The organism is Stenotrophomonas sp. 22LJNL06-5-1 (assembly GCF_056861455.1).
In genome coordinates this window covers 16,705-29,674 of record NZ_JBSPUE010000012.1, presented here as the reverse complement: position 1 = coordinate 29,674, position 12,970 = coordinate 16,705, and the positions used below count along the sequence as shown (strand labels likewise).

General features: G+C 65.7%; 15 protein-coding genes. 4 read left to right on the top strand and 11 right to left on the bottom strand.

The features are described from left to right. Positions 1 to 82 precede the first annotated feature (82 nt). From AC13GF_RS20180 to AC13GF_RS20155, 6 genes are all read right to left on the bottom strand, one after another. On the bottom strand, positions 83 to 298 hold the full coding sequence (locus tag AC13GF_RS20180) for a hypothetical protein (protein WP_447171639.1): 216 nt from the start codon (positions 296 to 298) through the stop codon (positions 83 to 85). 98 nt (positions 299 to 396) lie between these two features. Further along, complete coding sequence (locus AC13GF_RS20175; RefSeq protein WP_483005785.1) at positions 397 to 1,587, bottom strand: methyl-accepting chemotaxis protein; 1,191 nt, start codon at positions 1,585 to 1,587, stop codon at positions 397 to 399. Positions 1,588 to 1,749: 162 nt separating this feature from the next. Further along, positions 1,750 to 2,364, bottom strand: a complete 615-nt coding sequence (gene hflD, locus AC13GF_RS20170; protein WP_087922503.1) for a high frequency lysogenization protein HflD — start codon at positions 2,362 to 2,364, stop codon at positions 1,750 to 1,752. Next, on the bottom strand, positions 2,361 to 3,503 hold the full coding sequence (gene mnmA / locus AC13GF_RS20165; RefSeq protein ID WP_483005784.1) for a tRNA 2-thiouridine(34) synthase MnmA: 1,143 nt from the start codon (positions 3,501 to 3,503) through the stop codon (positions 2,361 to 2,363). The genes hflD and mnmA overlap by 4 nt, the downstream gene beginning before the upstream one ends. Further along, positions 3,500 to 3,961, bottom strand: coding sequence for an NUDIX hydrolase (locus tag AC13GF_RS20160; protein ID WP_483005783.1), 462 nt, complete (start codon positions 3,959 to 3,961; stop codon positions 3,500 to 3,502). Before AC13GF_RS20160 ends, mnmA begins: the two co-directional genes overlap by 4 nt. Position 3,962: 1 nt before the next feature. Then, positions 3,963 to 4,436: a hypothetical protein gene (locus tag AC13GF_RS20155; RefSeq protein WP_126928694.1), complete on the bottom strand. Its 474-nt coding sequence runs from the start codon at positions 4,434 to 4,436 to the stop codon at positions 3,963 to 3,965. Positions 4,437 to 4,548: 112 nt separating this feature from the next. Between AC13GF_RS20155 and clpS the strand changes: the two genes are divergently transcribed. Beyond that, positions 4,549 to 4,875 carry an ATP-dependent Clp protease adapter ClpS gene (gene clpS / locus AC13GF_RS20150; RefSeq protein WP_006444529.1) on the top strand — a complete coding sequence of 109 codons (327 nt, stop codon included), beginning with the start codon at positions 4,549 to 4,551 and terminating at the stop codon, positions 4,873 to 4,875. Between the two features lie 117 nt (positions 4,876 to 4,992). On the opposite strand, the gene AC13GF_RS20145 is transcribed toward clpS, so the two are convergent. After that, complete coding sequence (locus AC13GF_RS20145) at positions 4,993 to 5,805, bottom strand: APH(6) family putative aminoglycoside O-phosphotransferase (protein ID WP_483005782.1); 813 nt, start codon at positions 5,803 to 5,805, stop codon at positions 4,993 to 4,995. Between the two features lie 138 nt (positions 5,806 to 5,943). Here AC13GF_RS20145 and clpA point away from each other — a divergent pair, with 138 nt between their 5' ends. Next, entirely contained in the window at positions 5,944 to 8,229 is a 2,286-nt protein-coding gene (clpA, locus tag AC13GF_RS20140; RefSeq protein ID WP_483005781.1) for an ATP-dependent Clp protease ATP-binding subunit ClpA, read from the top strand. Positions 8,230 to 8,303: 74 nt separating this feature from the next. Here clpA and AC13GF_RS20135 read toward each other — a convergent pair whose 3' ends face one another. The 4 genes from AC13GF_RS20135 to aat all read right to left on the bottom strand — a co-directional run bounded on the left by AC13GF_RS20135 (position 8,304) and on the right by aat (position 10,302). Continuing rightward, on the bottom strand, positions 8,304 to 8,681 hold the full coding sequence (locus tag AC13GF_RS20135; RefSeq protein WP_483005780.1) for a hypothetical protein: 378 nt from the start codon (positions 8,679 to 8,681) through the stop codon (positions 8,304 to 8,306). A gap of 129 nt (positions 8,682 to 8,810) precedes the next feature. Continuing rightward, entirely contained in the window at positions 8,811 to 9,083 is a 273-nt protein-coding gene (locus AC13GF_RS20130; RefSeq protein WP_032127354.1) for a hypothetical protein, read from the bottom strand. Between the two features lie 173 nt (positions 9,084 to 9,256). Next, a complete protein-coding gene (gene infA, locus AC13GF_RS20125; RefSeq protein WP_005409596.1) occupies positions 9,257 to 9,475 on the bottom strand; it encodes a translation initiation factor IF-1 in 219 nt (72 codons plus the stop codon). 86 nt (positions 9,476 to 9,561) lie between these two features. Then, positions 9,562 to 10,302, bottom strand: a complete 741-nt coding sequence (aat, locus tag AC13GF_RS20120; RefSeq protein ID WP_483005779.1) for a leucyl/phenylalanyl-tRNA--protein transferase — start codon at positions 10,300 to 10,302, stop codon at positions 9,562 to 9,564. 72 nt (positions 10,303 to 10,374) lie between these two features. Here aat and AC13GF_RS20115 point away from each other — a divergent pair, with 72 nt between their 5' ends. Beyond that, positions 10,375 to 11,643 carry a hypothetical protein gene (locus AC13GF_RS20115; RefSeq protein WP_483005778.1) on the top strand — a complete coding sequence of 423 codons (1,269 nt, stop codon included), beginning with the start codon at positions 10,375 to 10,377 and terminating at the stop codon, positions 11,641 to 11,643. Between the two features lie 682 nt (positions 11,644 to 12,325). Further along, the gene (locus AC13GF_RS20110; RefSeq protein WP_483005777.1) at positions 12,326 to 12,964 is read left to right on the top strand and encodes a hypothetical protein; all 639 of its coding nucleotides are present in this window, start codon (positions 12,326 to 12,328) and stop codon (positions 12,962 to 12,964) included. The last annotated feature ends 6 nt before the right edge of the window (positions 12,965 to 12,970 follow it).

The window sequence follows — 12,970 nt, the reverse complement described above, 5'->3', positions numbered from 1 at the left end:
GTCCAGCCGTAAGGGGCGTGGGCGGATCATGCCATGGGTCTGGACCGGGTGGCGGTGAACGCCATCCACGCATGGCGTGGATCTACCTCAGCGCTTCGCCATCCAGCCCGAGGTCCCACGCCAGTCCCAGCAGCGCCTCGTCCGCCCGTGACGGGGCAGGGCGCGCATCCGCCAGCTGCTGCAGTTCGCGGATCTCTTCGCGGGCGACCTCTTCCAGCTGCTGCAGCTGCTCACGCACGCTCGCGTTGCGCGGGCGCTCGGTGTCGGTGAGGGAGGGCAGGGCGCGGATCAGGGTCATGGTGCGCGTACAGGATGCATCCAACGGCGGGTCACAGGCAAAGGCCCCGGACGAACCGGGGCCTTGCGGGCTGCCGGCGATGGCAGCGGACATCAGGATCAGAACAGCTCGACGGTGCCGGCGCCCATGCTCTGCTGGGCAACCGGCTTGTGCGGCGGGCGCTCCCATTCGCTGCGCAGTTCGCGCAGGCGGCTGCCGGTGCGCTGCAGGGCGGTGGCGATCTCTTCGTCGAACACGCCGCCATTGCGGTGCAGCAGTTCCTGCAGGGCCACCGCTTCACGGTTGATCGCGGTCAGGCGGTCCAGGTGGGTGTGCACGCCGCCCAGGGCCTGGGTCGCGATGTCTTCGAACTGCAGGGCGCGCACGGCTTCGGCCACGCTGCCATCGATCGAACGGGCGCAGTCGGAGACTTCGCGCATGCCGTCGCCCAGCGAGGCATTGATCTGGGCCACGTTGTCGAGCATCGCCGCCGCTTCCTGGCGGGCTTCGCGGGAGCGGTCCATGTCACGCGAGGCCATGTGCGAGACCGTCTCGCGCACCTTGGCGATGGCGTCCTTGGAGCTGTGCGCCAGCTTGCGGATCTGCTCGTTGAAGGTGGTCGAACGCTCGGACAGGTTGCGCACTTCGTCGGCGACCACCGCGAAGCCGCGACCGGCTTCACCGGCGCGCGCCGCTTCGATTGCAGCGTTCAGGGCCAGCAGGTTGGTCTGGTCGGCGATCGACTTGACGTCTTCCAGCAGCGCGAAGATGCCATCCAGGTGCTGCGCCATCTGGTCGATGTGCTGCACGGTGGTGCTGCTCTGGCCGCTCACCTGTTCCAGTGCTTCCACCAGCTGTTCCATGCGGTGGCTGGCGTGCTGGGCGAAACGGGCAACGTCGAGGCCGGCATTGCCTTCATCGCCGGCGCGGTCGACGATGCGCGACAGGGCCTGGCTCTGCTGGCGCGACTTGCGGTTCATGGCATCGAAGCTGCCGCCCAGGCTGGAGACCGCCTGGCGGATCAGGTCACGGGCGCGTTCCACTTCGCCACGCGAACCGTCGATTTCGTTGCCGACGAAGTTGCGCAGTTCGGTCAGCAACTGGTCCTGCTCACGCAGGACGCGGGCGTGTTCCGGGGAACGGTGCGCCTGGGCGCGGGTGGTCCACCACGCAAAGCCAAGCCAGCTCAGCGTCATCGTGGTCAGGATCGCCCAGCGCAGGGCGGCCGGCCATTCGAAACCGATGGCGAAGGGGAGCAGCAGGGTCAGAGTCAGGGGGGCGGCCAGACGGATGAAAATGCGTGAGTACATGGACGTTCTCGGGAGGTGCACGGAGGATGTATCGGCCGTACCCCCTTTCTCTTTAACGTCGATATGCCTCGAAGTGCATTCTGAATGCGCCGGTTTTCCGACGCCTTGGCGGCTTCGGGGTCAGAGCCCTTTCCATGGAAAAGGGCTCTGACCCCATGGGGCTCAGGCCAGCTGCCGGTCCACGGCTTCGATCATCGCCTTGCGGCCAAACAGGAAGTCCCAGTAGCTGCCGCCCAGCTGGCGCCACAGCACTGCCGAGCGCACCGCGGCCAGCAGCAGGGCGCGGATCTCGGCCACCACGCCGGCCTGGCCCAGGTAATGCGGGTTGCCCTGCACCATCACCCTCGGCTTCAGGTGGCTGATGGTATCGGCGTAAAGGCCTCCCAGGTTGGCCAGCACATCCGGATGGCCGCTGTCGCCCAGTTCGACGGCCTGGCGCTGGGCGCGCTCGATGCCGGAGGCGACCTTGTTCACGGTGGCGCCATCCTGAACGAAGCGGCGCTCCAGCTGCAGCACCGACAGGGCCAGCTTGGGCAGGATCGGGTCCTGGCCCTGGCTGCGGAAGTAGTTGTGCAGCAGGCGCAGCCCGGCCTTCAGTGCATGGCGGTCACCGAACACCTCCTGCGGCGAGGAGGCATCGACGCGGAACACGCTGTCCACGGCGGTGCGCACGGCGGCGGCGTCGGAATGGCCGGTATCGGCGATGCGGCGTACCTGCTGCAGGGCCTGGGCAATGCCGGCCAGGGCCAGGACGCGGTCGTCGACAGTGAAACTCATGCAGCGATTACCTCAAAAGGGGAAGGGGTGGTGCGCAGGCTCTGTTCCAGCGGCGCATCGGTGGCGGCGATCACCGCGCCACCCAGGCACACGTCACCGTCATACAGCACCAGTGATTGACCGGGGGTAACGGCGCGCTGCGGGCGCGCGAAGGTGACCAGCACGCTGCCATCGTCCAGCACCTCGACCGTACACGGCTCGTCGGGTTGGCGGTAGCGGGTCTGGGCGGTGCATTCAAAGCGCCGTGCCGGTGGCGAACCGGCGATCCAGTGCGCGGTTTCCGAACGCAGGCGCTCGGACAGCATCCACTTGCTGTCGCGGTCCTGGTCCACGTACAGCACGTTGCTGGCCACATCCTTGCCAACCACGTACCACGGCGCGGCCGGACGCCCCCGCACGCCGCCGATGTTCAGGCCCTCGCGCTGGCCCAGGGTGAAATAGAACACGCCCGGATGTTCGGCGATCACGCTGCCGTCGGCCGGGTCCAGGATCTGGCCGGGCTTGGCCGGCAGGTAGCGGCCGAGGAATTCACGGAAGTCGCGCTCACCAATGAAGCAGATGCCGGTGGAGTCCTTCTTGGCGTGGGTCGGCAGGCTGACGTCACGCGCGATCCGGCGCAGGTCGGTCTTTTCCAGGTCGCCGATCGGGAACAGGGTGGCCGCCAGCTGCTCCTGGCCCAGCTGGTGCAGGAAGTAGCTCTGGTCCTTGGAACGGTCGGCACCACGCAGCAGCAGCCACTGGTGGCCGCGCTGGGTCACCCGCGCGTAATGGCCAGTGGCGATGCGTTCGGCGCCCAGCTCGCGGGCCGCATCCAGGAAGTGCTTGAACTTCACTTCGCGGTTGCACAACACGTCCGGGTTCGGGGTGCGCCCGGCCGCGTACTCGGCCAGGAAGTGCTCGAACACGCCCTGCCAGTATTCGCTGGAGAAGTCCCTGAAGTGGAACGGGATGCCGAGCAGGCCGCAGACGGCCACCGCATCGCGGCGGTCGTCCTCGGCGCGGCAGTCACCACTGCCGTCGTCGGCCCAGTTCTGCATGAACAGGCCGGCTACGGCCTCGCCCTGCTGTACCAGCCGCCAGGCGGCGACCGAGGAATCGACACCACCGGAGACGCCCACCATCACGCGCGGAGTGCTCATGCGACCTCCCGGACCAGCGAAAGCGGATGGCGCTGGCCACCCAGGTAATCGGCCACCACCTGCCAGACCAGTGGGCTGCGCTGGCGCTCGCCGGCGGCCTGCAGTTCGGCCGGGGTCAGCCACAGCGCGCGGTCGATGCCGGTGTCCAGCGGCTGCGCCGGGTCGTGCGAGACCGGGCGCGCCGCATAGCAGAAGCGCAGGAAGGTGGTGCCGTCGCCGGCAGTCCACTGGTAGCAGCCGATGAAATGGGTCAGCTGCACGGTCCAGCCGGTTTCCTCGCGGGTCTCGCGCAGGGCTGCCTCGGCCAGGCTTTCGCCCGGCTCGAGGTGGCCGGCCGGCTGGTTCAGCACCTGGTGGCCGTCGATGGTCTCTTCAACCAGCAACACGCGGCCGCCGTCGACCACCACGGTGGCGACGGTGGCGTGCGGTGCCCAGCGCGGGTCCGGCGTAGCGTTCAACTCAGAACTCGTCCTTCTTGGTCAGTTCCAGCTCCATCGCGTCGGCGGTGCGGATGGCCGCATCGATGGCGTCGCTGAGCTGGTCGGCGGTGGCATCGGCGTCGATCTTGACCACGAACATAGCGGTGGTGTCCTGCTTCACCCAGCCGCCCATCTTGGCGTCCTGCGAATCTTCCAGCAGGCGGTTGGCCACGGCCACCGGGAACTGCTTGGTCTTGGCGTTGTAGGCCGGCGACCAGATCTCGCGGATATTGTGGGTGCCGAAATCTTCCACCGACGAACGCACGTAGACCATCTGGGTGCGGTCACCCTCGACGTCGAACACCATGCGGTAGTCGCCGTCCTCGTCGACCTCGTAGGTGTAGCCCAGCTTGTCCAGGTGGCGGGCCACGGCCTTGTCGCCCTCCGGCGCAGCGGCGGCGGAGCCGGCGGCGGCCAGGGCGATCAGCAGGGCGGGGAGAAGGGTCCTTTTCATGAAGATCCTGTGAAACAGTGTTGGGAGAGGATGCAATTGTGACGGTGGGCGTGCGTGCCGTCCAATCTGCGGCGGGCCGACGCAGGCTTGCCCGTGCCTCTATAATGGGCAGATGCCCCATGAGTCTTCCCCCGATTCCCATCACGAGCACGGCGTTGCCGTGGAGCCCGCGCGCCCGGAAGTGGCGCCGCCGCCGTTCTACCAGGTGATGCTGCTCAACGACGACTACACCCCGATGGATTTCGTGGTGGACGTGCTCCAGCAGTTCTTCAGCATGGACCTGGACAAGGCCACGCAGGTGATGCTGCACGTCCATACCCGCGGCCGCGGCGTGTGCGGGGTGTTCACCCGCGAAGTGGCCGAGACCAAGGTTGCCCAGGTCAACGAGTATTCGCGGATGAACCAGCACCCGCTGCTGTGCACGATGGAAAAGGCCTGACCGGCTGCCGATCGTCGTCCGGGTACATCGACTCCGGACACGGCGTGCCCACCAAGGTGGGCACCTACCAAGGCAGAAGCCTGTAGAGCCGAGCCCATGCTCGGCTCTACAGCTGGGTCACCCCTCCGCCAACGCCTCGAGCGCCATCCGCGCCACCGCCTCGTCGACCTCGGCGGGGTCGCCATCATCCCGGAACCACACCGCTGACAGCCCCGCGCTGGCTGCGATCCAGCGCAGCAGGCGCGCGCGTTCCAGCCCGGCCAAGGCGCTGACCTGTTCCAGCCGGGCGGCAAACCGTTCGGGCCGTGTGGCAACGTGGATGCCCGGGCCACAGAGGTCCGGGTTGCTGAACATCGTCGTGTAATCGAAGGCGCGATCGCCCAGCAGCCGCTTCGGGTCGATCGCCAGCCAGCCGCGCGCGCCGAAGTCCAGCACATTGTCGTGATGCAGGTCGCCGTGCAGCGGCCGGATTTCCTGTTCCTCTTCCAGCAGGGCCACCGCCAGTGATCTGCACTGTTCCAGCAGTGGCGGCAGCGCGGCCCTTGGCTGCAGCAGGTCGGCGAACCATCTACGGAGGCAGACCAGTTCCGTTGGCGGCGCGCTCCGCGGCCGGTGCAGCCGCTGCAGGACCTGGCACAGGATCGTGGTGCAGGCGTCATCGTCGCCCTCGATCGAACGTTGCCGCAGCGAGTCGCCGCCGGCACGTTCGATCAGGATTGCCGGCCCCTCGTGGGCCAGCAGGCGGGCAGCGCCATCGCCCTCCCACCAGCGCAGCAGGCGATGGCTGTTCTGCTCTTCGGTTTCGCTGCTGATCTTCAGCATGGCCGGTTCGCCGGCGGCGGTCAGCACCGGCCAGAGCTGGGCATGGGGCGTTTCGATGGCCGCGCCATCACGCCGCAATCGCCAGCGGCTCAGGTAGGGTTCGCTCATGCTGGGTGGGCTGTCCTGGAGTGAATGAAGATCAAGCGATCTGTACTGCTAACGCCATCTGAACGCAGCAATCCGCTAGGGTGATGGAAATCGCGTAGTCAGGCCGCATATTGTCCCCATCTGCCGCCGGAGTAATCCATGTTCAGCAAAGACCTCGAACACACCATCGGCCAGTGCTACAAGCGCGCCCGTGAGGCCCGGCATGAGTTCATGACGGTCGAACACCTGCTGTTGGCACTGCTCGACAACCCGTCCGCCCAGGCCGTACTGAAGGCCTGTGGCGCCGACGCCGAACGCCTGCGCCAGGAGCTGGAACAGGCCATCGAGGCCTCCGTGTCCCGCCTGGCCGAAGATGACGGCCGCGATACCCAGCCGACCCTGGGCTTCCAGCGCGTGCTGCAGCGGGCCGTGTACCACGTGCAGTCCTCGGGCAAGAAGGAGGTCACCGGCGCCAATGTGCTGGTCGCCATCTTCGGCGAAAAGGACTCCCACGCCGTCTATTACCTCAACCAGCAGGATGTCACCCGGCTGGACGTGGTCAATTACCTGTCCCATGGCATCGCCAAGCTGGGCGAGGAAGGCGAGCAGCCGTCCTCCTCCTCCGAGGGCGAAGGCCGCATCGAAGGCGGGGAGGGCGAGCCGAAGGGTGATGCCCTGACCGAGTTCGCCAGCAACCTCAACGAACAGGCCCGGGCCGGTCGCATCGACCCGCTGGTCGGTCGTGCCGACGAGATCGAGCGCACCATCCAGGTCCTGTGCCGCCGCCGCAAGAACAACCCGCTGTACGTGGGCGAGGCTGGCGTGGGCAAGACGGCGATTGCCGAAGGTCTGGCCCGCCGCATTGTCGAAGGCTCGGTGCCTGAGGTGCTGGCCGACGCGGTGATCTATTCGCTCGACCTGGGCGCGCTGGTGGCTGGCACCAAGTATCGCGGCGACTTCGAGAAGCGCCTGAAGAGCGTGCTGACCGCGCTGAAGAAGGTGCCCAACGCGGTGCTGTTCATCGACGAGATCCACACCATCATCGGTGCCGGGTCGGCGTCGGGCGGCACCATGGATGCGTCCAACCTGATCAAGCCGGCGCTGGCCTCCGGCGAGCTGCGCTGCATCGGCTCGACCACCTTCCAGGAATACCGTGGCATCTTCGAGAAGGACCGGGCGCTGGCCCGCCGCTTCCAGAAGATCGACATCGTCGAGCCGACCGTCGGCGAGACCTATGAGATCCTGCAGGGCCTGAAGTCCAAGTACGAGCTGCACCACGGCGTCACCTATTCCGACGAGGCGCTGCAGGCTGCAGTGGACCTGTCGGTGAAGCACATCGGCGACCGCCTGCTGCCGGACAAGGCCATCGACGTGATCGACGAGGCTGGCGCCCGCCAGCGCCTGCTGCCGGAAGGCCAGCGCAAGGAGCTGATCGACGTCGAGGAAGTGGAGGCGATCGTGGCCAAGATGGCGCGCATCCCGACCAAGCAGGTCAGCGCCACCGACAAGGATGTGCTGCAGCATCTGGAGCGCAACCTGAAGATGGTGATCTTTGGCCAGGACCCGGCCATCGAGACGCTGTCCTCGGCGATCAAGCTGGCCCGCTCGGGCCTGGGCAACCCGGAAAAGCCGATCGGCAACTTCCTGTTCGCCGGCCCGACCGGTGTCGGCAAGACCGAGGTGACCAAGCAGCTGGCGCTGCAGCTGGGCATCGAACTGGTCCGCTTCGACATGTCCGAGTACATGGAGCCGCATTCGATCAGCCGCCTGATCGGCGCCCCTCCGGGTTACGTCGGCTTCGACCAGGGCGGCCTGTTGACCGAGAAGATCGTCAAGACGCCGCACTGCGTGCTGCTGCTGGACGAGATCGAGAAGGCGCACCCGGATATCTTCAACATCCTGTTGCAGGTGATGGACCGCGGCGTGCTGACCGATACCAACGGCCGTGAAGCCAACTTCAAGAACGTGGTGCTGGTGATGACCACCAATGCCGGTGCGGCGCAGGCCACGCGGCGTTCGATCGGCTTCACCAAGCAGGACCATGCCACCGATGCGATGGAGACCATCCGCCGCAGCTTCACCCCGGAATTCCGCAATCGTCTCGACGCGGTGGTGCAGTTCCAGGCGCTGGGCTTCGAGCACATCCTGCGCGTGGTCGACAAGTTCCTGATCGAGCTGGAGATGCTGCTGCAGGACAAGCACGTCAGCCTGTCGGCCACCCCGACCGCGCGCGACTGGCTGGCCCACCACGGTTTCGACCCGCTGATGGGTGCCCGCCCGATGGCCCGCGTGATCCAGGACAAGATCAAGCGTCCGCTGGCCGACGAGCTGCTGTTCGGCAAGCTGGTCAACGGTGGCAAGGTCAGCATCGATGTCCGCGACGACGAGCTGGTGGTCGAGACCCAGGCCGAGCCGGAGCGGCTGCTGCCGGTCACGGTGGAATGAGCTGACGCCACAGGCTTGGCGTGAAAGACTGGGAATGACAAGGGCGGCTTCGGCCGCCCTTGCCATCCATGGGGTCAGCGGCTGCGGCGGCGTGCTTCACGCTTGAACCGCTCGGCATCGATTGGCTCGATGCGCGCTACTTCGCAGCTGCCGCGGCCGGTGTCCAGAGCGCTTCGGCCCTCGCTGCACAGCTCGTCAGCCTCCTTGCCGTCGGTCTTGAAGCCGAGGCGGGTGGCCAGCACGGCAGAAGGGCAGCTGTTGCGGAAATGCACGACATAGTGATCTTCGCCGGAGCGAAGCAGGATGTTCTTGTCGGCGCCGGCGCGAACGATCTGCTGTTCGCCGGTCAGTGGTACGCACTGCGCCGGCGGGGTGTCGGCGGCATGGGCGGCCGGCGCCACCAGGATGATGGCCGACAAAGCCAGGGGGATGAGCAGGGAAGACAGATTCATGGCGGGGCAGGGGGTGGCGATCCGGACTGGATCGGATCCCAAGATGCCGCCGCTGCTGCAAATGCGAATCTGCCGCAAGCAGGGCTGACCGACGTCACGGTGAGATCGGTCACGATGACCTTTGGCGCGTCAGGCGGCGATTGAGCGGAATCCTTGCTGGCGCCCCTGGTCGCCGCCATCCTCGATGACGAATGCGACTGCCTCATGTGGAATATGCAGGCGCTGCTTCAGGGTGCCTCCCGCATGTGCGATCTCGCGCTGCACGGCCAGGTACAGCGGGTGCGATGCGTCCATGCTGGTGCAGACCAGGCAGGGCTGGCCGAACCAGGTGCCATCCGGACCCTTGCTGGCGTAGCAGCGGCTGGTGACGGACTGGGGGTCCAGGACGATCAGGTAGGTCATGCGCGCAACGCCTTCTGTGAAGAACGCGTTGAGTCTAGAGTCCCGGCGCGATGCTGGATTTCAGACAAGGACGAAAAAATCGAACGACCTCGGTGTCGGGTACTTTCTTCCGCGCACGACAAAGGGCCAGCAGCGAGGCCGGCCCTGTCGGAGTGGCGCAGTGCGCCGACCGCTTACTTCATGCGGTAGGTGATACGACCCTTGGTCAGGTCGTACGGGGTCATTTCAACCTTGACCCGGTCACCGGTGAGGATGCGGATGTAGTTCTTGCGCATGCGGCCGGAGATGTGGGCGATGATTTCGTGCCCATTTTCCAGACGAACGCGGAAAGTGGTGTTCGGCAGCGTCTCGCTGACGGTGCCCTCGAACTCGATGGAATCGTCTTTCGACATGTAGTCCTGTGCGGTTCAGAAAACGGCCACGCTGGGCCTAAGGCGCGGTATTTTACGCGTGATGGGCCCGGCTTGCAAAGTTTGTGTTAACCCCCGGCCAAACGCCGTGCTGGCAAGCGTCCAACCGCCTGGGTCCAGGGGCCTTCACGGCCGTCACGGTGTACGGCCAGGCGGACGTGCTCCAGAAAGTCCGCGCGCGGCAGGTGTTCGGCGCCCATCCGCAGCAGGTGCGGATTCTCCACCTGGGCATCGATCAGTTCCCAGCCCCAACCACGCAGGGTGGATGCCAGGGCGGCCAGGGCGATCTTTGAGCCGCCGCTGGCGCCACTGAACATGCTCTCGCCGAAGAACATGGCGCCGATCGCGACGCCGTAGATGCCGCCGACCAGCGTCTGCCGATCCCAGACCTCGAAGGAATGGGCGAAGCCGAGATCGTGCAGCTGGCTGTAAGCCTCGACCATCGCCGGGCTGATCCACGTACCGTCCTGGCCCGGCCGCGGTGCTGCAGCGCAGGCACGCATCACGCGACTGAAGGCTGTGTCGGCGGTGATCTCCCACGTGCTGCTGCGCAACTGGCGGCGGAAGCGGCTGGACAGATGCACGCCCTCGGTGCGGAACACCATGCGCGGGTCTGGCGACCACCACAGGATGGGCTCGCCCTCGCTGAACCACGGGAAGATGCCGCCGGCATAGGCGTTGAGCAGTCGCACCGGATGCAGGTCGCCGCCCACCGCGAGCAGGCCGTCGGGCTGGCGCAGTGCGGTCTCGGCGGGAGGGAAGGGAGCGTCCGGCGCATCGGCCAGGCGCCAGGGCAGCTGGCGGGTCATGTCCTCATTGTATTCGTCGTGGCGATCGCTGATGTCTGGCACCATCAGCGTCCAACGGCAAGGAGCCCACACATGAGTGACGCGATCACCGCCATCCTCGATGTGCACGACACCCCGCGCACGCGTAACGACAGCCAGAGCATGCTGCTGGCGCTGGCGACTGAGCAGCCGGTCCAGCTCGGTGCGCTGATGCTGCTGGCCCTCGCCCGGCGTTCGCCCAGCTCGGCCTTTCTCGACATGGCGCTGGATCTGCTGCCCGACGAAGCGGTTGCGCCGGTCTGTGCCGAGGCCTGGCGGCGCTATCGTGATGGCGAGCGCGGCGAGCTGCTGGCCAGCGTGATCGAATTCACCAGCTACCAGGCGCCGCAGGTGCTGCAGGACGACTGGGAGGCCTTGCTGGCGATCGCCATTGAGGATGAGCTGCAGCTGGCTTCGCAGATATGGCGGGGCCTGCCTTCCGCCATTGCCGCGCAGTGGGCGCAGATTCTGGCTGAGGCCGATGACGATCGCGAGATGGCGCGGGCCAGGGCGCTGCTGCTCGCGGCGCAGCCCGAGAACTATGCCGTTGCCCGCGGCTACCTCGCTGACTGGGGCGCGCTGGATGCTGAGGTCTGGGCGCATTGGGCTGGCGTCGCCGATGGGCCGCTGCCGCGCCGCCTGCATGGGGAGCGGTCGCTGCACATCCGCTTTGGCCGCGAACAGCATCGCGCGCAGAAGGCGGACGAACCGAGCTGGCGCAAGCGCATCTGGCGGCTGCACCCGACCTGGAGTGGTGGGCAGGTGCATCACGCCGGGCAGATGGGAGGACCGCTGGAAACGCTGTGTGGCAGCTGCCATGCACCGCTGCAGCGCCTGCTGCGGACCGATGCTGGCGCGCTGCAGCCGGGCGCGGCGGGTGAGATCACGCTGGGCCTGTGCCTGGACTGCTGCGGCTGGGAAGACCCGCCCGTGCGCTTCTATCGCCACGATGCCGCCGGCCTGCCCAGCTGCCACCCCAGCCAGCATCGGGAGGTGCCGGCCACGCCGACCGACAGCGGTGATCTGATGCAGGCCGAGGTGGGTCTGGCCGCCATGGACAGTGCGCGCTGGCAACAACAGGACTGGGGCCAGTCCAACCATCGGCAGAACCTGTCGCGCGTGGGCGGCGCGCCCAGCTGGGTGCAGAGTGCCTGGTATCCGGCGTGCATCGATTGCGGTGAGGAGATGCCCTTCGTGATGCAGCTGGATTCGACGCTGCCGACCACCGATGGAGGCACGCTGCTATGGGGCAGTGGCGGCATGCTCTACACATTCTGGTGCGCGAAGTGCCGGGTGAGCGGACATTTCTGGCAGTGCACCTGACGGTCCCGGTGGTCGGAAGGTTTCCTTGTTTTTTGAGATTTGTTGCATTCCCGAGGGATGCATCGCCAGTCACCCTCTTGGCTTACATGCCCTGAGCTGACCGCCATGACCTGTGTTGTCGTCATGCAAGAGCTGCTTGAATTGGCCCGAATGCCGGGAGGCTCAGATGGAGCCTTGGTTGCGATGCTGGATGAGCGTGATCCTGCTGCCCTCTCGGCACTGCTCATCCTGGCGAGTCCGGTTGGTGCCGCGGAGATCCCCTGTATTTCCGCCACGATTCGCAGCGCCTTCCCGTCGCCCTTGAATCGCAGGTATTCGATCCTCGGGCATGTCCTGAAATGTCGACCACCCTGATGGAGGCGGGGATCGATCTGGTCGAGCTTCCGGGTCGGTTCCGGCAACCGCCGAACCATGTGGGTGGCTGGCAGAACTACAGCCAGTACAGCTGATTGAGTCGAGCAGGCTCGATGCTACGAGTGAAATCTACATAGGCCGCCCAGTGTTGGCTGAGCACGAGCGTGGGCAGGAAGCCGCGCAGGTCCGCTGGTAAATCGGCCCCGGCTACGGGTCGCGTTGTGCTGGCTTGGTCATCTGTGTCGCTGAAAGATATGCAAAAAATCCTATTGAAGAGCTGAGATGAGCTCGTCAGTCTGGGGATCACATCCAATCCCCAGATTATTTGATGAAATTCTTTGTGATGTCCCGGCTCAAGGAGCCGGGCTGTCCCGGGCTTGTGGAAGCCTTTATCGTTGACAAGGGGCACCCGCACCTCTGCGATCACTACTATGCCGACAATGAGCGCTGCAAACGGCCCTTATGGCATAGGAGAAGAGAGGGGGAATACGCTCCAGTCTTTCAGCCTGAAATGATCGCGGTGAACTGGGATCCTCGGTGGAGGTTTGACATCTGTAGCGCCAGTCAAGGTGCGTACTTTGCGAGTGATCGGTTTATGGAGATCAGTCGCAACGCAGGTGCAGGATTCGTCGATCAGTCACCTCTTACAGTGCGGTCGAAGCGCGGTGTCGACTTGGTGCAGTTCAGCTATAACGCGGTGATCTTCAAGGAACTTGACGTTCTTGACGTTGCGGCGCCTGAGTCACTTCTGGTTCGTGACAGGACGTACGGCAACATCCATCGGGTGAAGACGCTTGTCGTCAGAGAGGGCTTTGTCGAGCCCATTTTTCGATTCAAGGGCATGTCGGGGAGCAGTCATACATTGATTTGCTCTGAGGAGTTCCGGCAGGCTGCGGGTCAGAGGCTCAAGGGTGTGGAGTTCATCGACATCGATAGCGCCATCTGGCCCCACATTAAAATCATTTAGGCGCGC

Bases quoted from the DNA above. Each gene is read 5' to 3' on its own strand.
- AC13GF_RS20180 (WP_447171639.1), bottom strand. From the start codon at position 298: ATGACCCTGATCCGCGCCCTGCCCTCCCTCACCGACACCGAGCGCCCG.
- AC13GF_RS20175 (WP_483005785.1), bottom strand. From the start codon at position 1,587: ATGTACTCACGCATTTTCATCCGTCTGGCCGCCCCCCTGACTCTGACC.
- hflD (WP_087922503.1), bottom strand. From the start codon at position 2,364: ATGAGTTTCACTGTCGACGACCGCGTCCTGGCCCTGGCCGGCATTGCC.
- mnmA (WP_483005784.1), bottom strand. From the start codon at position 3,503: ATGAGCACTCCGCGCGTGATGGTGGGCGTCTCCGGTGGTGTCGATTCC.
- AC13GF_RS20155 (WP_126928694.1), bottom strand. From the start codon at position 4,436: ATGAAAAGGACCCTTCTCCCCGCCCTGCTGATCGCCCTGGCCGCCGCC.
- clpS (WP_006444529.1), top strand. From the start codon at position 4,549: ATGCCCCATGAGTCTTCCCCCGATTCCCATCACGAGCACGGCGTTGCC.
- AC13GF_RS20145 (WP_483005782.1), bottom strand. From the start codon at position 5,805: ATGAGCGAACCCTACCTGAGCCGCTGGCGATTGCGGCGTGATGGCGCG.
- clpA (WP_483005781.1), top strand. From the start codon at position 5,944: ATGTTCAGCAAAGACCTCGAACACACCATCGGCCAGTGCTACAAGCGC.
- AC13GF_RS20135 (WP_483005780.1), bottom strand. From the start codon at position 8,681: ATGAATCTGTCTTCCCTGCTCATCCCCCTGGCTTTGTCGGCCATCATC.
- AC13GF_RS20130 (WP_032127354.1), bottom strand. From the start codon at position 9,083: ATGACCTACCTGATCGTCCTGGACCCCCAGTCCGTCACCAGCCGCTGC.
- infA (WP_005409596.1), bottom strand. From the start codon at position 9,475: ATGTCGAAAGACGATTCCATCGAGTTCGAGGGCACCGTCAGCGAGACG.
- aat (WP_483005779.1), bottom strand. From the start codon at position 10,302: ATGACCCGCCAGCTGCCCTGGCGCCTGGCCGATGCGCCGGACGCTCCC.
- AC13GF_RS20115 (WP_483005778.1), top strand. From the start codon at position 10,375: ATGAGTGACGCGATCACCGCCATCCTCGATGTGCACGACACCCCGCGC.
- AC13GF_RS20110 (WP_483005777.1), top strand. From the start codon at position 12,326: ATGAAATTCTTTGTGATGTCCCGGCTCAAGGAGCCGGGCTGTCCCGGG.